21 protein-coding genes are annotated in these 22,659 nt (G+C 42.2%); 4 read left to right on the plus strand and 17 right to left on the minus strand.

Annotated elements, in window-relative coordinates:
• Positions 1–31 precede the first annotated feature (31 nt).
• From C0966_RS13510 to C0966_RS13530, 5 genes are all read right to left on the minus strand, one after another.
• A complete protein-coding gene (locus tag C0966_RS13510; protein WP_274856260.1) occupies positions 32–1,171 on the minus strand; it encodes an acyl-CoA dehydrogenase in 1,140 nt (379 codons plus the stop codon).
• Between the two features lie 23 nt (positions 1,172–1,194).
• Complete coding sequence (locus C0966_RS13515; protein WP_274856261.1) at positions 1,195–2,325, minus strand: acyl-CoA dehydrogenase; 1,131 nt, start codon at positions 2,323–2,325, stop codon at positions 1,195–1,197.
• A 75-nt stretch (positions 2,326–2,400) separates the two neighbouring features.
• A complete protein-coding gene (locus C0966_RS13520) occupies positions 2,401–3,252 on the minus strand; it encodes a 3-hydroxybutyryl-CoA dehydrogenase (RefSeq protein ID WP_274856262.1) in 852 nt (283 codons plus the stop codon).
• Positions 3,253–3,318: 66 nt separating this feature from the next.
• Entirely contained in the window at positions 3,319–4,509 is a 1,191-nt protein-coding gene (locus C0966_RS13525) for an acetyl-CoA C-acetyltransferase (protein WP_274856263.1), read from the minus strand.
• A gap of 291 nt (positions 4,510–4,800) precedes the next feature.
• Entirely contained in the window at positions 4,801–6,912 is a 2,112-nt protein-coding gene (locus tag C0966_RS13530; protein WP_274856264.1) for a (Fe-S)-binding protein, read from the minus strand.
• A gap of 236 nt (positions 6,913–7,148) precedes the next feature.
• Here C0966_RS13530 and cls point away from each other — a divergent pair, with 236 nt between their 5' ends.
• Positions 7,149–8,345, plus strand: coding sequence for a cardiolipin synthase (cls, locus tag C0966_RS13535; protein WP_274856266.1), 1,197 nt, complete (start codon positions 7,149–7,151; stop codon positions 8,343–8,345).
• Between the two features lie 121 nt (positions 8,346–8,466).
• Here cls and C0966_RS13540 read toward each other — a convergent pair whose 3' ends face one another.
• The 5 genes from C0966_RS13540 to speE form a co-directional block, all read right to left on the minus strand.
• A complete protein-coding gene (locus C0966_RS13540; protein ID WP_274856267.1) occupies positions 8,467–8,646 on the minus strand; it encodes a XapX domain-containing protein in 180 nt (59 codons plus the stop codon).
• Between the two features lie 155 nt (positions 8,647–8,801).
• The gene (gene argS / locus C0966_RS13545; RefSeq protein WP_274856268.1) at positions 8,802–10,472 is read right to left on the minus strand and encodes an arginine--tRNA ligase; all 1,671 of its coding nucleotides are present in this window, start codon (positions 10,470–10,472) and stop codon (positions 8,802–8,804) included.
• 3 nt (positions 10,473–10,475) lie between these two features.
• Positions 10,476–10,916, minus strand: coding sequence for a DUF1934 domain-containing protein (locus C0966_RS13550; RefSeq protein WP_274856269.1), 441 nt, complete (start codon positions 10,914–10,916; stop codon positions 10,476–10,478).
• Positions 10,917–11,531: 615 nt separating this feature from the next.
• Positions 11,532–12,404 carry an agmatinase gene (gene speB, locus C0966_RS13555; protein WP_274856270.1) on the minus strand — a complete coding sequence of 291 codons (873 nt, stop codon included), beginning with the start codon at positions 12,402–12,404 and terminating at the stop codon, positions 11,532–11,534.
• 149 nt (positions 12,405–12,553) lie between these two features.
• On the minus strand, positions 12,554–13,381 hold the full coding sequence (gene speE / locus C0966_RS13560; RefSeq protein ID WP_274856271.1) for a spermidine synthase: 828 nt from the start codon (positions 13,379–13,381) through the stop codon (positions 12,554–12,556).
• A gap of 232 nt (positions 13,382–13,613) precedes the next feature.
• Between speE and C0966_RS13565 the strand changes: the two genes are divergently transcribed.
• Complete coding sequence (locus tag C0966_RS13565) at positions 13,614–15,674, plus strand: transglycosylase domain-containing protein (RefSeq protein WP_274856272.1); 2,061 nt, start codon at positions 13,614–13,616, stop codon at positions 15,672–15,674.
• A gap of 173 nt (positions 15,675–15,847) precedes the next feature.
• Here the strand turns inward: C0966_RS13565 and C0966_RS13570 are convergent, their stop codons facing one another.
• Together C0966_RS13570 and C0966_RS13575 are read right to left on the minus strand one after the other, a co-directional pair.
• Positions 15,848–16,360: a YwhD family protein gene (locus C0966_RS13570; protein WP_274856273.1), complete on the minus strand. Its 513-nt coding sequence runs from the start codon at positions 16,358–16,360 to the stop codon at positions 15,848–15,850.
• Between the two features lie 37 nt (positions 16,361–16,397).
• The gene (locus C0966_RS13575) at positions 16,398–17,048 is read right to left on the minus strand and encodes a site-2 protease family protein (RefSeq protein ID WP_274856274.1); all 651 of its coding nucleotides are present in this window, start codon (positions 17,046–17,048) and stop codon (positions 16,398–16,400) included.
• Positions 17,049–17,221: 173 nt separating this feature from the next.
• On the opposite strand from C0966_RS13575, the gene C0966_RS13580 reads away from it, so the two are divergent.
• Entirely contained in the window at positions 17,222–17,407 is a 186-nt protein-coding gene (locus tag C0966_RS13580) for a 2-hydroxymuconate tautomerase (protein WP_274856275.1), read from the plus strand.
• Between the two features lie 142 nt (positions 17,408–17,549).
• Here the strand turns inward: C0966_RS13580 and C0966_RS13585 are convergent, their stop codons facing one another.
• From C0966_RS13585 to C0966_RS13595, 3 genes are all read right to left on the minus strand, one after another.
• Positions 17,550–18,059, minus strand: a complete 510-nt coding sequence (locus C0966_RS13585) for a YwgA family protein (protein WP_274856276.1) — start codon at positions 18,057–18,059, stop codon at positions 17,550–17,552.
• 56 nt (positions 18,060–18,115) lie between these two features.
• Positions 18,116–19,414 carry an HD domain-containing protein gene (locus tag C0966_RS13590; RefSeq protein WP_274856277.1) on the minus strand — a complete coding sequence of 433 codons (1,299 nt, stop codon included), beginning with the start codon at positions 19,412–19,414 and terminating at the stop codon, positions 18,116–18,118.
• A gap of 294 nt (positions 19,415–19,708) precedes the next feature.
• Positions 19,709–19,933: a DUF1450 domain-containing protein gene (locus tag C0966_RS13595; protein ID WP_003351694.1), complete on the minus strand. Its 225-nt coding sequence runs from the start codon at positions 19,931–19,933 to the stop codon at positions 19,709–19,711.
• Between the two features lie 351 nt (positions 19,934–20,284).
• Here C0966_RS13595 and C0966_RS13600 point away from each other — a divergent pair, with 351 nt between their 5' ends.
• A complete protein-coding gene (locus C0966_RS13600; RefSeq protein ID WP_274856280.1) occupies positions 20,285–20,989 on the plus strand; it encodes an RsfA family transcriptional regulator in 705 nt (234 codons plus the stop codon).
• A gap of 140 nt (positions 20,990–21,129) precedes the next feature.
• On the opposite strand, the gene C0966_RS13605 is transcribed toward C0966_RS13600, so the two are convergent.
• Together C0966_RS13605 and C0966_RS13610 are read right to left on the minus strand one after the other, a co-directional pair.
• Positions 21,130–21,978, minus strand: a complete 849-nt coding sequence (locus C0966_RS13605) for a lipoate--protein ligase family protein (RefSeq protein WP_274856281.1) — start codon at positions 21,976–21,978, stop codon at positions 21,130–21,132.
• A gap of 107 nt (positions 21,979–22,085) precedes the next feature.
• The gene (locus C0966_RS13610) at positions 22,086–22,553 is read right to left on the minus strand and encodes an undecaprenyl-diphosphatase (RefSeq protein WP_274856837.1); all 468 of its coding nucleotides are present in this window, start codon (positions 22,551–22,553) and stop codon (positions 22,086–22,088) included.
• Positions 22,554–22,659: the final 106 nt, after the last annotated feature.

The raw sequence follows: 22,659 nt of genomic DNA on the forward strand, positions 1-22,659 counted from the left end.
CAAAAAAGGAATTTTGTACACTTTTTAAGTACTATTTTGTCAGCATCCGGGAAATAACAAGACGCTGAATTTCCTGGGTTCCCTCGTATATTTGTGTAATCTTCGCATCACGCATAAAGCGTTCAACCGGATAATCCTTCGTATATCCATATCCTCCAAAGATTTGGACTGCTTCGGTTGTCACTTTCATCGCTGTATCACCCGCAAACAGCTTTGACATCGCCGATTCTTTTCCGTATGGAAGGCCGGCGGACTCAAGCCATGCCGCCTGATAGGTTAATAGTCTTGCCGCTTCAATACTCGTTGCCATATCGGCCAGCTTAAAGGCGATCCCTTGGTGAGCGGCAATCGGACGGCCGAACTGATGGCGCTCTTTCGCATATTCAATGGCAGCATCCAATGCTCCTTGAGCAATGCCGACTGCTTGGGCTGCGATGCCGTTGCGGCCGCCGTCAAGGGTCATCATTGCGATTTTGAAGCCTTCTCCTTCCCGGCCGAGAAGGTTTTCTTTCGGAACCTTGCAATCTTCAAAAATAATCTCGGTTGTTGGGGACGAACGGATTCCGAGTTTCTTTTCTTTTTTGCCGACTGAAAAGCCGGGGAAGTCTTTTTCAATAATAAAAGCGCTTGTTCCCTTATGTTTCATTGATGGATCGGTAAGGGCAAAGACGACATAAATATCTGCTACACCACCGTTTGTTATGAAAATTTTCGAACCATTTAATACGTAATGGTCCCCTTCAAGGCGGGCCGTTGTTTTCATCGCGCCGGCATCGGAACCGCTTCCGGGCTCTGTCAGTCCATAAGCGCCGATTTTTTCTCCCTGTGCCATCGGCCGCAAGTATTTTTGTTTTTGCTCTTCAGTGCCAAATTTGTAAATCGGCCAACATGCAAGGGAAGTGTGGGCAGATAATGTGACCCCTGTAGAAGCGCACACCCTTGATAATTCTTCCACTGCAATACAATACGCCAAATAATCGCCGCCGATTCCGCCGTATTCTTCCGGCCACGGAATTCCGGTTAAGCCGAGCTCGGCCATTTTATCAAAAATCTCCCGGTCAAACCGTTCTTCTTCATCCCGTTCAGCCGCTGTTGGCGCTACTTCATTATTTGCAAAATCGCGGACCATTTTTCGAATCATTTCATGTTCTTCCGAAAGTTGAAAGTTCATGTCCTTATCCCCCGTTTCCTGTTTTACAGCTGTTTGCTGATAACAAGCCGCTGAATCTCGCTTGTTCCTTCATAAATTTCCGTTATTTTGGCATCACGGAAATACCGTTCAACAGGATAATCTTCCGTATAGCCGTAGCCGCCAAAAATTTGAATCGCTTCCGTTGCCGCTTCAACAGCTGTTTTTGAAGCAAACAGCTTGGCCATTGAAGCTTCTTTTCTGCATTGTTTTCCTTTCTGCCTTAAGTCGGCTGCCCGATAGATTAATAGTTTTGCAGCTTCGACATTTGTTGCCATATCTGCAAGCTTAAAAGCGACGCCTTGCTGCGCGGCAATCGGACGGCCGAACTGGTGCCGCTCTTTTGCATAGCCTGTTGCGGCCTCAAGTGCGGCCTCTGCAATTCCGAGTGCTTGGGCCGCAATGCCGATCCTGCCGGCATCGAGGTTTGCCATTGCAATGTTAAAACCTTCCCCTTCTTTTCCAAGCAGGTTTTTTGCGGAGATGCGCATATCTTCAAACGTAAGTTGAACGGTTCTTGAACCATGGAGCCCCATTTTATGTTCGTCTTTGCCGACAATAAATCCGGGCGTTCCTTTTTCAACAATGAACGCAGAGATCCCTTTCTTACCTGCCTCAAGGTTGGTTGTGGCAAACACAATATAAACATCTGCTTCGCCGCCATTTGTAATAAAAATTTTTGAACCGTTGATCATATAGTCGTCTCCATCTCTCACTGCCCTGGACTTGAGGCTTGCGGCATCGGAGCCTGCGCCCGGTTCTGTGAGGCAAAATGCCCCTAAATATTCGCCTGAAGCCAATTTCGGCACATACTTTTGCTTCTGTTCTTCCGTTCCGAAATAAAGGATCGGAATTGTGCAGACAGACGTGTGGACAGACAGGATGGCACCTACGGCTGCACTTACTTTTGACAGTTCATGAATGGCAATAATATAGGATGTAAAATCCATATCCGCACCGCCGTATTGTTCCGGCACAGGTATGCCCATTAAACCAAGTTCACCCATTTTTTTAAGGATGCCGCGCGGGAATTCTCCCTTTTCCATGTTTTCAACAAATGGCGCGATTTCGCTTTGGGCAAAATCACGGACCATTTTTCTCATCATTTCTTGCTCTTCCGTAAATCTCAGGTTCATATTTTGATCCTCCTGATGAAAAAAAAACATTCATTTGCTATTCCGTCTGAACGTGGAGTAAACTTTCCTTCGATGTTATTCGTATACATAGAAACCGCGGCCTGTTTTCTTGCCGAGCCAGCCTGCTTTTACATATTTCCGAAGCAGCGGACAAGGCCGGTATTTATCGTCTCCAAATCCTTCGTGAAGAGTTTCCATAATATACAGGCACGTATCAAGGCCTATGAAATCAGCAAGCGCAAGCGGCCCCATCGGGTGATTCATGCCCAGTTTCATCACTTCATCGATCGCTTCCTTTGTGGCTACCCCTTCGTACAATGTATAAATCGCTTCGTTGATCATCGGCATCAGCACACGGTTTGAAACAAATCCCGGAAAGTCATTTACTTCGACCGGAACTTTATTTAACGTTTTCGTGATGTCTTCAATTGTTTGATAAACCTCATCCGCTGTCGCCAGCCCGCGGATAATTTCAACAAGCTTCATAACCGGCACAGGGTTCATGAAATGCATGCCGATCACTTTTTCCGGCCTCTTCGTCGCCGCGGCAATCTCCGTTATTGGGAGCGAAGAAGTATTGCTTGCAAGAATCGTGTGTTCTTGGGCGATCCCATCTAGTTGGGCAAAGATTTTTGTCTTAATTTCCATGTTCTCTACTGCCGCTTCGATTACAAGATCGGCGTCTTTCGCATCGTGAAGGTCTGTGGAAACTTGAATGTTTCCAAGAATCTCTTCTTTTTTCTCTTTTGACATGCGGCCTTTTTCTACTTGGCGGGAAAGGTTTTTATTGATCACTCCAAGGCCGCACTCGACAAATTCCTGTTTTACATCATGTAAAATGACGCTATAGCCTGACTGGGCGCATACTTGGGCAATTCCTGAGCCCATTTGGCCTGCACCGACGACCATGATTTTTTTTACGTTCACTGCTTTTCCTCCTCTAAAATCAAACCTTTGGCACTCCTAAGATCGATTCCGGCATCACCTTATGTTTCATTGCTGCTTCGGAACTTCGATCATCACAGCGTCACCTTGGCCGCCGCCCGAGCAAATGGCTGCGATTCCGATTCCTCCGCCGCGGCGTTTCAACTCATGCATTAATGTGATCATGATGCGGGCTCCGCTGGCGCCAATCGGATGGCCGAGTGCAATTGCACCGCCGTTTACATTTACTTTTTCAGGATCGACATTTGCAATTTTTCCGCTTGCAAGAGCAACAGCTGCAAACGCTTCATTGATTTCAAATAAATCAATATCCTCTATCAATTTTCCGGTTTTCTTTAGCAATTGTTGAATGACAAGACCAGGTGTTTTCGGAAAATCCTTCGCTTCCACCGCAACGGCTGCATGTCCCAAAAGATAAGCTTCCGGTTTTCTGCCTTCACGCTCGGCCCGTTCTTCGCTCATCAACACTAAAGCTGCCGCCCCATCATTGATACCGGGCGCATTCCCGGCTGTAATCGTTCCGTCAAAATCGAAAACAGGTGCGAGCTTTGCCAGTCTTTCCAATGAGGTGTCTTTTCTTGGAGACTCGTCGTTCTGCACAATTATAGGTTCGCCTTTTCTTTGGGGAACTTCCACCGGAACAATTTCCTCGGCGAGCTTTCCGGCTTCGATTGCGGCAATCGCGCGTTCATGGCTCCTGTAGGCCCATAGATCCTGTTCCTCGCGGCTGATTTCCATTTCTTTCGCCGTGCCGTTACCGTAAGTTCCCATATGAACGCCTGTAAAGCTGCAGGTGAGGCCGTCATGAATCATCAAATCCTTTACGGTAGAATCACCCATCCTGAATCCCCAGCGAGCTTTCGGCAATAAATAAGGAGCGTTGCTCATCGATTCCATACCTCCGGCAACAATCAGTTCTTCATCACCGGCGCGGATCATTTGGTCCGCAAGGGTAACGCTCCTCATTCCCGATGCACAGACCTTATTAATGGTCTCCGTTTTTACTTCCCATGGAATTCCTGCATAACGCGCCGCCTGTCTGGATGGGATCTGCCCCTGTCCTCCTTGTAAAACGGTTCCCATAATGACTTCATCAACCTCTTCCGGGTTCACGTTTGCCCGTTTCAGCGCTTCTTTAATGGCAATTCCCCCAAGTTCAGATGCTTTCAGGCTGCTAAGCGCTCCTCCCAATTTTCCAAAAGGTGTCCGGACTCCGCTTAAAATAACCGTTTTTCCCATTCCATTCCTCTCCTTTTATTTGCTTATTTATTTTAAAAAATCAAAAAACTTTAAACGAAATAAGGCTCATTTGTTTATGATTAGAGTTATGCTGAAATGATTAAGATGCCAGCAGGTTGGGCGACTGAACGCTCGCTCAATTTATGTGGAAAGAAAAAGGGTAAATCCTTTTTTATAAAATTGAAAGCGTTTACCTATGCTCTATTTTACTGTAAGAATAGTAGAAATCGAAACACTTTTTAAAAAATTATAGGATGTGTTTCAATTTCTACTTGAAAATTAAAATAGATTTTACGAAACGAGGGTTTGTTTTTCCCCGATCACAGCTTTTTCCAAGAGCTCTGCCACGTCATACGTATGAACGGTTTCTTCCACTTCTTTCGCTTTCGTTCCATCTGACAGCATAGTCAAACAGTAAGGACAGCCGGAGCTGATTACAGAAGGATTAACGGCTAAAGCCTGCTCTGTACGCGCGACATTAATTCGATGGCCTGTTTTTTCTTCCATCCACATTAAGCCTCCGCCGGCACCGCAGCACATGCCTGTTTCACGGTTGCGTTCCATTTCTACAAGCTTCACGCCCGGAATGGATTTTAAGATTTCCCGCGGCGGATCGTACACGTCATTATATCGGCCTAAATAACAGGAATCGTGGAATGTGATTGTTTCATTAACTTCATATTTCGGAACGAGCTTTCCTTCTTTCACGAGTTTTGCGAGCAGTTCCGTATGGTGGTAAACTTCTGCTTTAAGCCCGAAATCAGGATACTCGTTCTTAAAAATGTTGTAGGCATGCGGGTCGATCGTAACAATCTTTTTCACTTCATTCTTTTCGAATTCTTCGATATTTTTCGTTGCAAGCTCTTGGAATAAAAATTCATTTCCCAGACGCCGCGGCGTATCGCCGGAGTTCTTTTCCTTGTTGCCAAGGATGGCAAATTTTACACCTGCTTCATTTAACAGTTTGGCAAAAGAAAGAGCAATCTTCTGGCTTCTGTTATCATATGATCCCATGGAGCCGACCCAGAATAAGTATTCAAACTCTTCCCCTTCTTTTTTTAACTCTTTTACTGTAGGAATATAAACATCTTCGCGGGCTTCACGCCAGTCTTCGCGCTCTTTCCGGTTTAGCCCCCAAGGATTGCCTTGGCGTTCAATGTTTGTCATGGCACGCTGTGCATCTGCATCCATTTTTCCTTCGGTTAAAACAAGGTAGCGGCGAAGATCAATGATTTTATCAACATGTTCATTCATAACCGGACACTGGTCTTCACAGTTCCGGCAAGTTGTACATGCCCAGATTTCCTCTTCGGTAATGACATCGCCGATCAGGCTTGGATTGTAGGCCAACCCGGCCGCCGCTTCTTCTGCGCCTTTTCCGGCTGCCGCTAGCGCAAGCTGATTTCCTTGTGTATGCTTAAACGCAAATGTCGGCACCCACGGCTGCTTTGAAGTAACAGCTGCCCCATAATTTGTTAAGTGGTCGCGTAGTTTTACAATCAGGTCCATCGGGGAAAGCATTTTTCCCGTTCCTGTCGCCGGGCACATATTTGTACAGCGCCCGCATTCCACACAGGCGTAGAAATCAATCATTTGAAGCCGGGTAAAGTCTTCAATTTTTCCTACACCGAATGATTCCTGAGATTCGTCTTCAAAATCGATTTTTGTCAATTTTCCTTTTTTATCAAGGCGGTCAAAATAAACGTTTGCCGGCCCTGCAATCAAGTGGGCATGCTTTGATTGCGGTACATATACGAGGAATGCAAGCAAGAATAATAAATGAATCCACCAGGCGATATAAAATAAAACAACTGCACCGGTTGCTCCTGTCCACGAGAAGGCTTGGGCTATAATCGAAGCAACCGGCTCTGTCCAGCTTGGCTCATGTCCGTGCCAAATGATGTTCATGCCGTTGCCAAATAAAACAGAAAGCATTAATCCGCCGATAAACAGCAATACAATCCCTGATTTGAAACCTCTTTTTAGACGAACCAGCTTTTCAATGTAGCGGCGGTGAAAAGCCCATAGAACCGCTACTAAAATCATGAGCGTTACGATTTCCTGAAAAAATGTAAAACCGGAATACAGAGACCCGAGCGGCAAATGGGAACCCGGGTTTAATCCTTTCCAAATAAAATCAATTGCTCCGAATTGGACAAGTATAAATCCATAAAAAAACATGACGTGGATGGCGCCGCTTTTTTTATCTTTCAAAAGCTTTTTTTGACCGAATACATTCACCCAGATATTTTTAAGACGTTCCTTCACACGATTGTCAAATTCCGTCTTTTTTCCGAGCTTAATGAATGCAATTCTTGTCTTCACCACGTATACAAACAAACCGACAGCGTAAGCGGTTACAAGCAGGAATGCAATAAGGTTTACCCATAACAATGGGGTCATTATGTGCAGCGCTCCTTTCATCGAAGTTTCAATTGCTTCAAATAGTATCAGGTAATTTGGGGAAAATTTTATTGTTTTAAAATTTTCAGAATACATCTATAGTTCCATTATATAATGAATGAGCATTCAGTCAACCATTTTTTTAACTTCCCTCCGATTCAAAAATGAATAGGAATTCGTAATAGAGGAACGATTTTCGGCAACAATAAGAGAAATGAATTGAGGTGCAGATTCCATTGACTTTTATCATCATTAGTATTCTATTGATCATCATCTTATGGCTGATCATTGATTATACACTCGGAAGAAAAAATCACTTATCTCAGTTAGAACGGAGAACTTTTCCGATACGCGAAAGCAATATTCAAATTTTTACAAATGGACCCGAGCTTTTTCATGATTTATTTTCAGAATTGAAAGCCGCTAAACAGCATATTCATATTCTATTTTACATCGTGAAAAATGATCAATTCAGCCAAGAGTTTCTCACCATTTTAACAGAAAAGGCGAAAGCAGGCGTGGAAACCCGCCTTCTTCTTGACTGGGCCGGTAGCTTGACTATCTCACGTACAACGATACGTGATTTAAAAACAGCAGGAGTAAATTTTTCCTTTAGTCAAGTTCCAAAACTGCCCTTCCTTTTTTATTCTTCGCAGGTTAGAAACCACCGGAAAATTACAGTGATCGATGGAAAAATCGGTTATATCGGCGGTTTTAATATCGGAAAAGAATACATTAATAAAGATCCGAAGCTGAGCCCGTGGCGGGATTATCATTTAAAGGTGACTGGCGAGGGGGTTCATGACCTGCAAAGAGAATTTTTATTTGACTGGCGCGAGGCTGCAAAGACAGATTTGCTGTATAACACTGTCTATTTCCCTGACCTTTCAAAGGGCCCGTTTCGGCATCAGATTCTCCCGTCTGAAGGTATTTTTATTGAGGAAACCTATTCTGCGCTTATCCGAAAGGCGGAATCATCCATCATTATCGGAACGCCTTATTTTATTCCGAGCCCGCAGTTGTTCAGCGATTTAAGAAATGCATTAAAAAGAGGGATTTCCGTAACGATTCTTGTTCCGTTTAAATCGGACCATTTGCTTGTAAAGGAAGCTTCTTTTTTCTATTTTAGGAGGTTGATTAAGGAAGGAGCAAACGTCTATGAGTATATGAAAGGATTCTATCACGCAAAAGTCATCATCATTGATGATTGTATTTGTGATATTGGAACAGCAAACTTTGACAAACGAAGCCTTTTTTTAAATCATGAAATAAATTGTTATGTATTTAACAAAGTTTTTATCGACGAGGTAAAAGCAATCTTGCAAAAAGATATCCAAAATGCGAAAAAAATGGAGTTAAGCGATATATACAATATCAGGTTATGGGGAAAAATAAAAGAAATGGCAGCAATGTCGATTTCTCATTTTTTATAATACAATTGAGGGCGGGTCCGAGGAGTTTGGATCCGCCCTTTGTTTATTTTATTTTATTGCAAAACCCCCAATGACAGAAGTTTCACTTAATTTTATTGTAAGACTCCTACTGACAAAAGTTTCACTTAATAAAATTTCCCAGCCAAGGAGTGATCAGTTCAAAGGCTTTAAATCCAAGATAAATGCCGATAATGCCCATAACACCTGCAAGTGCAGGCGGCGCCGGAATCGGAAGCTTGAAGAGTGCAAAGATAAAACCGACTGCAAAGCCTGTAATTAATGATAAAATGATGATTTTCATGGTTACCTCCTTGATTAGACAATCTACTGTTATATTCACCAAAAAATTTGCTTTAATTTTTTCGCGGAAATACCATCTTTATTTTTACGGAAAATGGGATGACAGTCATTAAAAAAGCTCCCGTATTTGTACGAGAGCCTTTATTGAGCTTTGCTTTACATTTTTTCAGGTGCGGAAACTCCGATCAAAGCAAGGGCATTTTTCAACGTAATCTGAACTGCTTTGACAAGTGCAAGGCGCGCTTTTGTTGTCGTTTCATTTTCCGTATCAAGTACTTTTTCCGCGTTATAGAAGCTGTGGAATGCGGAAGCGAGATCAAAAATATAGTTGGTAATCCGGTGCGGCATCCGCTTTTGGGCGGCTTCTCCAACGGCTTGCGGGAACTCGCCGAGCTTTTTCAAAAGATCTGTTTCTTTTTCAGACTGAATAACAGAAAAATCAGCGTTCCGGTCAATTGTTAATCCTTGCTCTTCTCCTTGGCGCAGGATGCTGCAAATCCGGGCATGCGCATATTGAGCATAATAAACCGGGTTTTCATTCGATTGAGAAACAGCTAAATCCAAATCAAAATCCATATGCGTATCCGAGCTTCTCATCGCAAAGAAATAGCGCACAGCATCGAGGCCTACTTCTTCGACAAGTTCACGCATTGTAACTGCTTTTCCTGTCCGTTTACTCATTTTCATTTTTTCACCGTTCTTGTATAGGTGAACGAGCTGGATGATTTCCACTTCAAGAGCGTCACGGTCATAGCCGAGCGCCTCAATGGCGGCTTTCATGCGCGGGATATAGCCGTGATGGTCCGCGCCCCAGATGTTAATCAATTTTTCAAAGCCGCGCTCAAGCTTATCTTTATGGTATGCGATATCAGGAGTTAAATACGTGTACGAGCCGTCCTGTTTGATTAATACTCTGTCTTTGTCATCGCCAAGTTCTGTCGAACGGAACCATGTAGCTCCATCCTTTTCATAAATATGGCCGTTGTCTTTAAGCAATTTAAGTGCTTCATCAATTTTTCCGTTATGATAAAGAGAAGTTTCCGAATACCATACATCGAATTTTACGCGGAAATTCTCTAAATCATTTTTTAATTTCTCCATTTCGTACTTCAATCCGTATTCACGGAAAAAGTCAAAACGCTCTTTTTCATCGGCATTTACATACTTGTCGCCGAACTCTTCAGCTAATTTTTTGCCGATCTCAACGATGTCCTCGCCATAGTAGCCGTCTTCCGGCATGTCTTTTTCAATTCCAAGAGCCTGGAAGTAGCGGGCTTCGACCGAACGGGCCAGATTGTTAATTTGATTTCCGGCGTCATTAATATAATATTCACGGGAAACATCATAACCGGCCTTGTCTAAAATATTGCACAAAGAGTCCCCGACCGCTGCACCGCGGGCATGGCCTAAGTGAAGGTCGCCCGTCGGATTGGCCGAAACAAACTCGACCAAAATCTTTTGATTTCCGCCGACTGTTGTTTCCCCGTAAGCATCGCCTTTTTCAAGGATTGTAGGAATCAAGTCCGTCAAATAGCTATTATTCATGTAAAAATTAATAAAACCCGGTCCGGCAATCTCGATTTTTTCAATCGATGCTTTTGAACGGTCAAAATGGGAAACTAATTGTTCCGCTATCATTCTCGGCGCTTTTTTTGCAATCCGAGCAAGCTGCATCGCCATATTTGTAGAATAGTCGCCATGTGACTTTTCCTTCGGCACTTCTAAAATGACTTCAGGGATCTCGTCAGGAGCAGCAAGATTCGCTTTTAATACAGCCGCTTTAATTTCTTCCTTTAATTTGCTTTGGACTTGCTCGACTATGTTCATTATTCATTCCTCCTCATATCGGATTGTCATATGATATGTACCCGAGTCTTGGCCTTGCATTTGCAAATCGTAAACAAGCTCAAGGGAACCGGTATTATTATATAGTGATTGGTTTATTCTTTTGGTAGAAGCAGAAGTTTGCAGGACTCCATAAGGCGTTTCGTATGTTCCGGCAAACGTTTTTTGCTCTTGGAACCTCATTCTCATTTTAACAGCTCCGCTTCTTAAAATGAGGACTTCCTGTCCGGATATTTTTACGGTTGTGTTAATTCGGCCTTCTTCCAATACTTCTTCATATTGCAAAAAGGAGCTTTCGCCTTTTTGATAATATCGCCCAAATGTAATAAGTTCAAAAGTTTCTTTATTTCCATCTTGGTGAATTTCAGTTTTTATCTTAATTTTAACAGGCATTTGTTCCGCTGGACGAAGTGGCAACGGCAACACTTCCTTTTAATTGTTGTAAAGAGAATGAGTATGAGTTTCTCCCTGTGTTCAATGGTTTGCATCTATTATAACCTTTTTAGTATAAATATTCTGTCGTGAAAGTGCAAGAAAGCGGGGGTATTATGTACTGCAATATATAAAAAGAACCGGACTGCTGACTCCGGTCGTTTTTAGATATATTGGAATGGAAGCTTATAAGCTCATAAACGTGGGCGACGGCTCATTTATCGGAATGAGAGCTCATATATCGGAATAAAGGCTCATATATCGGAATGACGGCTCATTTGTTGAAATAAAGGCTCATATCTCGAAATAAGGGCTCATTTTTCGAAATAAAGGCTCATATCTCGAAATAACGGCTCATTTTTCGAAATAAAGGCTCATAAATTAAAATAACAGCTCATAACCTACCCTTGATCATGATTCAGAACGAGTAAACCCCTCAACTTTTAGCAAATACGCCTTGCTGAATGATCAAATCTAAAACTTTCCTATCTTTTTTCAGATCGATGCCAGGCCCCTATCGTACATTAACGCTTTAACGCATTGAGGGCCTGACCCTCATCACGTTAACGCTTTAAAGCGGTGCGGGCCAGACCCTCAATACATGAAGTTTTATTTAATCCAGCCTAGTATCATTTCTCTTATTAGTTTGCTTGCTGTATTGGCTGTTTGTTCAGATGGGTCGTAAATAGGGGCGACTTCCACGAGATCTGCGCCTACTACTTTTACATCTGAATGAGCAATTTCATGAATGGAAGCGAGCAGCTCTCTTGAAGTAATTCCGCCGGCATCAACTGTTCCTGTTCCCGGAGCATGAGCCGGGTCGAGTACGTCAATATCAATGGTGACATATACAGGGCGACCGGCAAGTTTCGGCAATATTTCTTTTAAAGGCTTATGAACTTCAAATTTTGAAATATGCATCCCGACTTGTTTCGCCCATTCGAACTCTTCTTTCATTCCGGAACGAATCCCGAATGAAAAAATATTTTGCGGACCGATTAAATCCACTGCTTTGCGAATTGGCGTGGAGTGGGAAAGAGGTTCCCCTTCATAATGTTCACGCAGGTCGGTATGGGCATCCATATGGATAACTGCAAGATCTGGATACTTTTTGTACATTGCTTTAATTACAGGCCAGGAAACGAGATGCTCCCCGCCCATCCCTAATGAGAACTTGCCATCTGCCAGCAATTTATCGACATATTCTTCGATAAGGTCAAGGCTTCTCTGTGCGTTTCCAAAAGGAAGCGGGATATCGCCGGCATCAAAATATTTTACCTCTTCGAGTTCCCGGTCTAAATATGGGCTGTATTCTTCAAGGCCAATTGATACTTCCCGGATGCGGGCAGGGCCGAACCGGGAACCGGGCCGGTAGCTGACCGTCCAGTCCATCGGCATTCCATATAACACTGCCTCGCTCTCCTCATAGCTCGGATGGCTCTTAATAAACACGTTGCCGGAATAAGCTTCATCAAAACGCATACTGCACCCTCCTAAACGGGGATTCCCCCGGTATTTTGCTTGGGCCAGGGCCCCAATCACACATTAACGCTTCACAGCACTGAGGGCCTGACCCGCACTACATTAACGCTTTAAAGTGGTGCAGGACTGTTCCCTCAGTTTTCACTCCATTATTTTGTTAGGTCGCTGACGAATTTTGGCAATACGAACGCCGCTTTATGGAGTTCTTTTGTGTAGTATTTCGTGTCAATGTCATGGAAGCGGTCTTCGCTTACTTCAAAAGGATCATATTTCTTAGATCCAAGTGTGAATGCCCACATGCCGCTTGGGTATGTTGGGATGTTGGCAATATATAGGCGTGTAATCGGGAAGATTTCTTTCACATCCCTTTGCACATTACGGATTAAATCTGCTTTAAACCAAGGGTTGTCAGACTGGGCTACAAAAAGACCGTCTTCTTTTAACGCTTTTGAAATTCCCGCATAGAAGCCCTTTGTAAATAAATTCACTGCTGGTCCAACAGGTTCAGTGGAATCGACCATAATCACATCGTATTCATTTTCACTGTTGGCAATGTGCATAAAACCGTCATCAACTTTCACTTCAACGCGCTCATCATCAAGCTTTCCGGCAATCTCCGGCAAGTATTTCTTTGAATACTCAATTACTTTGCCGTCAATTTCAACAAGAGTCGCTTTTTTCACGCTCGGATGTTTTAACACTTCACGGATTACCCCGCCATCGCCGCCGCCAACAACGAGGACGTTCTCAGGATTTGGATGAGTGAAAAGTGGAACGTGGGCCACCATTTCATGGTAAACAAACTCATCTTTAATAGATGTCATCACCATGCTGTCCAGCAGAAGCATGTTGCCCCATTCTTCTGTTTCAACCATATCAAGCTTTTGGAATTCTGTTTGTTCTGTATGTAATGTTCGATTTACCTTCATCGTAATTCCGAAGTTTTCTGTTTGTTTTTCAGTAAACCAAAGTCCCATTTTGCATTCTTCCTTTCATCTATTGAATGGCTATTTCTATGTCTAATTTCTTTTATGTTTCCCCAACATGATAATTCCAAACATGAGAAAAAGTATAGTGGAATCTAGCAAAATTGCAAGAAAAAATTTGTTTTTTTCATAGAGAATGTTTAAAACTCCGCTGTTTTTTTCATACTGTGACTAAGGTATTTATTTTGTCATTGTTACAAAGGAAAACAGTGAGGTGATTCATATGGAAATTATTACGGATCAGCGCTTTCGCAAAACAATTAAATACGTTAGAGCCATAGTGATCCTAAGTTTAATAGGAATTGCCTTCATGCTGCTTATCCTTCTCGGGATTTTCGGTTATGCAAAGCTGCTGGGCCCTCCGCCCCTCGCTGTTCCGCAATCCACACTATACTATTCGGATGACGGGACCGTTATTGGAGAAAGCAACAGCGGCCAAAAACGATACTGGATTTCTCTTGATGAAATTTCGCCTTCACTTGTTGAAGCGACTATTTCAATAGAAGATAAAAACTTTTATGATCATAACGGCTTTGATTTCAAGCGAATTGCCGGTGCCGCTCTCGCTGATATAAAAGCGATGGCAAAGGTGCAGGGCGCGAGTACAATCACTCAGCAGTATGCCAGAAACCTCTTTCTCGAACATGAAAAAACTTGGAAGAGAAAGCTGCTTGAAGCGTTTTATACAATCCGGCTCGAAATGAATTATTCCAAAAAAGAGATTTTGGAAGGATATTTGAACACGATTTATTATGGTAATGGCGCTTATGGTGCTCAAGCTGCCAGCCAATATTATTTTGGGAAAAACAGTGATGAATTATCCGTTGCAGAGGCATCGATGCTGGCCGGAATTCCAAAAGGACCGGGAATTTACTCACCTTTTGCCAATTATGAAAAAGCGAAACAGCGGCAAAAAGTTGTGCTGAAATCAATGGTCGAGAACAAGTATATCAGTTCAGCCAAAGCAGACGAGGCTTCACTCGAACCTTTGGCTCTTAACGGAAAGCATCTTCATACAAAAACAGAGTTGGCGCCTTATTTCCAAGACGCCGTTCGGAATGCCTTAAAAACAGGATTACATTTTGATGACCGGACGATTGCTCTCGGCGGCCTAAGGGTCTATACAACGCTTGATCTGGACCAGCAGAAAAAAGCAGAAGAAACAATCGAAAAACTGATTTCAAAAGATTCAGAAATTCAAGTGGGCTTCGTGTCGATGAATCCGAAAAACGGGCACGTAAAAGCGATGGTCGGAGGGCGAAATTATGAACAAAGCCCATTCAACAGGGCCGTTCAGGCAGTTCGGCAGCCAGGATCAACAATAAAACCGATTTTGTATTATGCGGCCCTTGAAAATGGGTTTACCCCTTCAACATTAATGAGAAGCGAGCAAACAACTTTTCGCTTTGAGGATGGAAGGCCGGAATACACTCCTCATAATTTTAACAACCAATATGCGGATTCCGACATTACAATGGCTCAGGCACTCGCTTTGTCAGACAATATTTATGCAGTAAAGACGCATTTGTTTTTGGGCGAAGACTCCCTTGTGGAAAAAGCAAAGAAATTCGGCATTCATACAAAAATGTCAAAAGTGCCTTCTTTAGCTCTTGGAACTTCAGGAGTCCGTGTCATCGAAATGGCCAATGCATACAGTTTATTTGCAAACGGCGGCAAAAAGGTGGAACCTGTTTTGATCACCCGGGTAGAAAACCATCGCGGCGAAGTAATTTACGAGAAAAAAGAAGATTCAGAAAACGTTTTGCGCCCTGATCTTGCTTTTGTAATGACCCACATGATGACAGGGATGTTTGACACAAAACTGAATGGATATGCGAGCGTGACCGGAAGTACGATGATCAAAGATATGACCAGGCCATATGCAGGAAAATCCGGGTCGACAGAAACGGACAGCTGGATGGTTGGATTTACCCCCCAGCTTGTTGCGGCAGTCTGGACAGGATTTGATAAAGGAAAGCCGCTCGAACGAACCGTTGATAAAATGTACGCAAAAAATATTTGGATTCATTTTATGGAAAATGCCTTAAAAGATAAACCAGTAAAAAATTTTAAGGCGCCCGACGGAGTAGTAGGTGTTTATATCAATCCGCAAAACGGCAAATTGGCAACGGACGATTGTCCTGTAAAAAGGTTTACCTATTTTGCCGCAGGAACCGAACCGATCGAATATTGCAGCGAGCATCTTGAAAATTCGGACGGCTCCAGACCCAAAAAGAAAGAGAAAAAACACCCACTACCATGGTATAAAAGGATTTTTGACTAGTCATAAGAAATGAAAAACCTCGGGAAGAATTCTTTCCCGAGGTTTTTCGTGTCCTAGTTTTACGTGTGTTCACGCTGAATATAAGTTTACTTTTTTTAACCAATTTGGGCAAGTAGTTGGAAAAGTTTGTTCAAAAATATGTCATAATTCCGTCAAATTATTGTATGTTTTTCTCAGTTCACGTTCAAGTCTTTCTTTAACTGATCTGAAGAGCGTTCCCACATGCCGCTGTCATGATTGCGCAAAAAATCGGCCAGTACGGATTTTGATTTATCATCCATATGATCAACGATAATATGGCGTTTGATCGATTTATCGAGGCGGTTTACGTGCTCAGGAAGCAATTTATAGCCTCTCCTGATTTCTCTGTCAACCGTCATTTCACAAGCCGTTACGCCCGCATAATAAGGCCCTTCTTCTTTTCTGTCAATTGTTACCCAGACAAGCCAATAAGGCTTTCCATTTGGAACAGCTTCCCGGTCAGGAAGAAACTTGATCCCTTTTTCAACCGCACTTCTGGCATGCATTGCTCCAACATCAACCACGGCTTCCCCGGCTTCGACATCGATAATAACCGGCGATACGTTTTCAAGGCTGAGCGCGCCGGTTCCAAATCCGCCATGTCCGTCAGTAGGATCATTTTTGATTATATTAAAACCGATGTTCTTTTTCTTTTTTTCTTCCACTGGTTTTTCCTCCTTGTAAAACATCCTTACATTTATTCTACCCCATAAACAACTGATAGAAAAAGTTGTTAAACCCGTTTAAAAGGACAGGCAAGACGGTATTGAAGATGGGCTGTATCGTATATTGATTAAGGGGAGTAATGACAAGTATTAAAAATATTAATGAGCCGTAAACCTCAAACTGCGTCATTTTTACACGAAAATCTGCCGGAGCGAGATCTTCAAGAACCCTGTATCCGTCAAGGGGAGGAAGCGGCAGAAGATTAAAAACAAACAGCACGAAATTCAATGGAATAAAGATATTGAGAAACTCCTGCAGCATACTTGGCGCCAGTCCCGCTCCCTTAAGCGAATACCAGACAATAAACCCAACAGTACCTAAAAACAAGTTGCTGAGCGGCCCTGCAACGGAAACAAGAATTCCGGCAAGACGCGGATTTTTAAAATAAAAGCGGTTAACAGGAACAGGCCTTGCCCAGCCAAAACCGGCAATAAAAATCAAAATTGTTCCGATCGGATCCAAATGCTGAATCGGATTTAATGTCAATCTTCCTTGGTTTTTTGCAGTCGGATCCCCGAATTTATAAGCAACATACGCATGGGCAAACTCATGCAGTGTGAATGCAACAATTAACGTTGCAGCAACATACGGAATTTCTTGGAATGAATAAGCTAAAAATTGTTCCACTTCCCCGGCTCCTTTGCTTCTTTTCTAATAATACTGTTGTTTATTTGCATGATTTTATTTAAGTATACATGAACGATTCGCAGATGTGATTAAGAAGATTTGATAAAATCTTGCACTTTTCTTAAAAATATGAAAAACTACTTCTAGAATGAGATGGACAAGGAGGTATTCACATGCCATATGTAACAGTAAAAATGCTGGAAGGACGCTCTGAAGAACAAAAGAAAGCGCTCGTTGAAAAAGTAACCGACGCGGTCAGTGAAACAACCGGTGCTCCGAAAGAAAAAGTCGTTGTTTTTATTGAAGAAATGTCAAGAAACCACTACGCAGTTGCCGGAAAACGTCTGAGCGACGAATAAATAGAAATGCGTAAGCGCCTTGATTAGACCCGACAAGAAAAGATATGCTCCTTACGGAAATCCTGATTTCCGTAAGGAGACGGCTTATGACCTCGATGGCCTAGGCGCCCAAGCTAGACAAAATGAAAGCTAAGCCCAACGATCATTGGAGCTTAGCTTTTTGTTTTAGTTTCTCAATATATGAGTAAGCTTCCTCGATTTCGTCTTCTGTATAGCGCTGCTTGCTTTTCAGCGTGAAAATTTTCTCGCGGACTTCCTCTTTTGTTAAATTATCAAAATATAAGACCGTCGAAACAAGCTCTAAAAACCTGGCACTTTTACTGTTCATATCTGTTAAGCAGTCTGCTAAACAAGGTATTTCAATCTCATTTAAACTCAAAAACTCTTCGCCTGACTCTGTCAGTGTGTAACGATATTGATAATAGCCGCCTTTTTTCTCTTTTACTTCATTCAAAAATCCCATATTGCAAAGTTCTTCGACTCTTAAAGTTAATTCTTCAGAATATGGACCGTAGAAGTGAAATTGAAATCTTTCTTGAAAGGGAAAAGCAATTTTTTTCGCAATGTAAATAATTTTTTGCAGCTTTTTCCGTCCGATTATTTCCCCTGCTGCTGAAACAGCGTACATGATTTTTGCATGGTCTTTTAACAAAACTCGTCAACTCCTACTCCGTTTAATACCGTTTGCTGATCATAATTGGCTTATTGCTAAATCTCCAATAGCGAACGAATTTGCTTCTTAATATTTCTCTTTGTACGATCGTCATGAATGAAGTCAGCAGGATAATACAGCTTGTGGTCTGTTCTTCGTTTTCCTGAAATGGCATCGACAATCTCCGATTCTCTAGACAGCTCCCGAATGTCTCCGTTTTTCATCAATAAATGGATCGGCAGCCTTTCCTCTTCTTCTCCCGGACGGTAAAAATCATATGGCAAATCGGACGAAGAATCGACGACAAGATAATATTCCGGATCCAATCCTGCTTTTGTAAACAGAGCAGACAACTCCGCCAATTTTTTATACTCTTTTGCCGGATCGAACTCAACATACTTAAATAAATTACGGTTCATAAATCTTCGGCATAAATCGCTTAAAATCGGATCTTTTTCATCCTGCCAAATTTGAAAATAGTATTGAAATACAGCTTCATCCATTTTTAAATAATCTTGCAACGTACAATTTCCCTCAAACAGTGAATAAAAATGAACAGGGGGCAGTAAAAAAGAGTATGATTGCTCATAAAGATGTTTAGCCCGATGAAAGATTTTTGTCAAGATGACTTCTGCACTCCGTGTTACCGGGTGGAAATAAACCTGCCAGTACATTTGATACCTGCTCATTATGTAGTCTTCAACTGCATGCATGCCACTATGTTTTATAACAACTTGATCTTCCCTCGGACGCATGACACGCAAAATCCGTTCCATGTCAAAATGCCCGTAGCTGACCCCTGTAAAATAAGCATCTCGCTGCAAATAATCCATCCTGTCCGCATCAATCTGGCTTGAGATTAAGCTGACAACCAGTTTGTTTTTATACGTTTTTGCTATGACTTCCGCTACTTTTTTCGGAAAATCATCAGATACTTTTGAAAGAATTTTATTAACTTCTGTATCTCCTAAAATAATTTTCAGGGTAAATTCTTCGTGGTCGAGGTCAAAAACTTTTTCAAACGAATGGGAGAATGGACCATGGCCAAGATCGTGGAGCAGACCCGCACATAATGAGAGCAATCTCTCTTCTTTGTTCCATTCCGGTCGGCCGTCAAAGACATCATCAACAATGCGCCGGATAATCTCGTAAACTCCGAGAGAATGGGAAAACCGGCTGTGCTCCGCTCCATGAAATGTGAGAAAAGTAGTTCCGAGCTGTTTAATTCTGCGAAGGCGCTGGAATTCTTTCGTACCGATTAAATCCCAAATGACTCTATCACGAACATGAACATAACGGTGAACCGGATCTTTAAAAACTTTTTCTTCACTTAATTTCTCAACCGAATAGTCCATTTTCTTACCCTCTTCCTGAATATCCCGTTCTTTGTTTTTACGCCGAAACAAACCTGCAACCGAGCTGATGGCAGTTTCCCATTTTCTTTTTTCTATTATATCCCGTTTCTATCCTCAAATCATCTTATTTTCCGGCAAATTTCGACGCATTTTTTGACAAAACCACCGCCAGTGTAGTGGGGGCGACTTCAGAAAAATTATCAAAATCAAAGGGTCAGACCCCTGACAAACACTAAAAAACCATTCTATTTAGTGTCATTGTCGCAGGAGTCAGACCCTTATGAGATATGCCCTCTATTTTTTAAGTTTTTTCTCGATTTTTTCCATTAATTCCTCTTCTGTCAACGCAGCGACTGGACGGTTGTTAACGAATGTGAATGTTTTTTTCCGTCCGGGTCCGCAGTAGGACTGGCATCCTATGACTATTTTCGCTTCCGGATCAAGCTTTTTTAGTCGGGGAATTAACGTTTTTAAGTTTACTGCTTGACAATCGTCGCAAACACGAAATTCGTTTGCCATTTATATTACAACCCTTTCTGCGGTCTAATCTCTTAAATGATGCTAAAGGGTATTTTACAGTTTCCAACCAGCTAATGCAAGTTGAAAACACTGCTGAACGGGAGTAAAGGCACCCTGAACGAGAGTAAAAGCTCCCTGAACGAGAGTAAACGCACCCTGAACGAGAGTAAAAGCTCCCCGAACGAGAGTAAACGCACCTTGAACGTGAGTAAAAGCTCCCCGAACGAAATATTTTCCTAAAAAATCTACTATCCTTTCATTCCTGTTGTATAAAACTCGAAATAATGGGACAAGATGAGACTAGAACTTTTAAATAATCGCAAATTTTTAACAAACAAGGGAGTTGAGGAAATGAAAGTTCGTCAAGATGCATGGACAGATGAAAATGATTTATTACTAGCAGAAACTGTTTTACGCCATGTAAGAGAAGGAAGCACACAATTAAACGCGTTCGAGGAGGTAGGCGATAAGCTTAACCGAACATCTGCAGCATGCGGTTTTCGCTGGAATGCAGTTGTCCGCCACCGCTATGAAAAAGCATTGCAGCTGGCGAAAAAGCAGCGCAAACAAAGACAAAGAATTCTTGGAAAAGATCAAAGCGGCAAGAAAAAGCTTCTTTATAACCCGCCGGCTCCAACTATCGAAGATATAACACCTATTGAAGCAGCTGAGACAATGGACGTACAAGTTCCTGTTTCCGCTCCGGAAACCAGTTCAGATCATGAGCATGCAGCAGTTTCCCAAAATGGACTAACAATGAGCATGGTGATTTCTTATTTACAAAACTTAAATAGTTCTAATCTTCAAGCTGATATTTTGAAAATTGAGAATGAAAGATTAACGCGGGAAAACTCTGATTTGAAAAAGCAAAACGAAGAGCTTGAAAGCAAGATCAGCGAGCTTGAGCAAAATACAGTCACGATGCAGGAAGATTACGAGACGTTGATGAAGATCATGAACCGGGCAAGAAAGCTTGTTTTATTTGAAGAAGAGGACCGTCCGGCAACAAAATTTAAAATGGACCGGAACGGAAACTTAGAAATGGTTGCAGAGTAATTTTTTGCGACGAATAAAAAATAGTGAAGGAGAAGGCAACAAACCCTCGAATTCCATAGGAAAAAACCGCTGCAATGGCGGTTTTTTCTATTTGTACAGCTTCGGCGCTTGTCCGGATTAACCTAAAAGCTTGCGATTTCTTAATCTGCAATCAATCCGAGCATTTTTTCGTTTCGTTCGATGACACGGTCGTAATAACTATCAAAAAGAGGAATTTCCTCTTCTGTCAGTTGTCCGGCATAAAAATTCGCACTGTACTGTTTTATAACTTTTAAAAAGCGGAGCATCACATCTTGAATGGTAAGATTTATCCCAAGCAACTCGGATAATGAAGCCATGACATCAGGAATAATTTCCGGATACTTGAATTTCGTTTGTACTTGTTTTTTTGAAATCGAATAAAACTCTTTCAGCAGCTGAGCCCTTTCGCCCCCGCTTCCATTCACGCACAAGTAGATTTGTACAGCTATCCCGCTCTTAAGACGCCGCTGTGAAATTCCCGCAAATTTCTTTCCCCCGATGCTTAAATCGTAGCTCCCCGGACAGTAAGAGCCGTAAATTTCTCTTGCTTCAATTTCCTTTTGAAAATCAGCGAACATTTCTTTGACAAGAAGCCACATTGTATCATATCCGCGATTTATATCGATTCCTTTATCTTTTTCAGGAAGAATAAGAGAGAGGTTCAATACTCCTTCATCAAGTACGACCGCAAGCCCTCCGGAATTTCGGACAATATATTGATAACCTTTTGATTCAAGGAATTTCAGCCCGTCCTCTAAGAATGGCAGCTTTGAATCTTGAATGCCTAATACAATGGTATGATGATGGACCCAAGATCTCGCCGTTGCCGGAGCCAGCCCGGCACCGACCGAAGCGCAAAGGGCATCATCCATGCCAAAAGACTGGAGCGCACTAAAGTGAACGCCTAAAGCTGATTGATCGATAACCCGCCACTCTTCCTGACGCAATAACGAAAGCGCCTCGTCCATAGTTGTTACTCCTTTTATGCGCAAGTAAGTTTCGTGACCATTATAACATATTTAGAAGGAAGCACTTTGGGGGGAAATTGCAGCAATCTCAGACCTTTAAATTGATTTCAATGAAGATTTTGCTGTTTTAGACGGTCAAAATAATGATAGAACCGTGCAGTTTTATCTAATATAATGCTGGTTAATGTGCCAATAAGCGCACTTCCGATAATATCTGATGAGTAATGATGTCCTACCCAAATGCGCGAGAAGCCTGTTAACACAGATAATCCCCACATCATTGACCCAAGGACACGTTTATGAAGAAAAATAGAAGCAGACACAGCAAACGCAAGCAAAGTATGTTTGCTTGGAAATGAAGAATCCATCTTTGAAGGAATGAGTATGCCAACACGACGTTTCACAAACGGACGGGGCTTATAATAAAACAACTTAATCAACATGTTAATAAACAAAGTAGCCGCCGCTGATGTCACCGCATGAAAAGCCGCTTTTTTATAAGAATTGTTTCTAAACCACATGAAAATCAAAACGAAAATAAACACATAACGAATTTTATTTGAAATGACTATCATCAGCAAATCAAACGGTGAAAAACGATCTGTACGCTTTGACCTAATTTTTTGCTTCTCTGTAAAACGAACACAGTAATTGACGTTTTTTTCTTGGAGCTTTTTTCTA

The sequence above is a fragment of the Bacillus methanolicus genome (assembly GCF_028888695.1).
GTDB lineage: Bacteria > Bacillota > Bacilli > Bacillales > Cytobacillaceae > Bacillus_Z > Bacillus_Z methanolicus_B.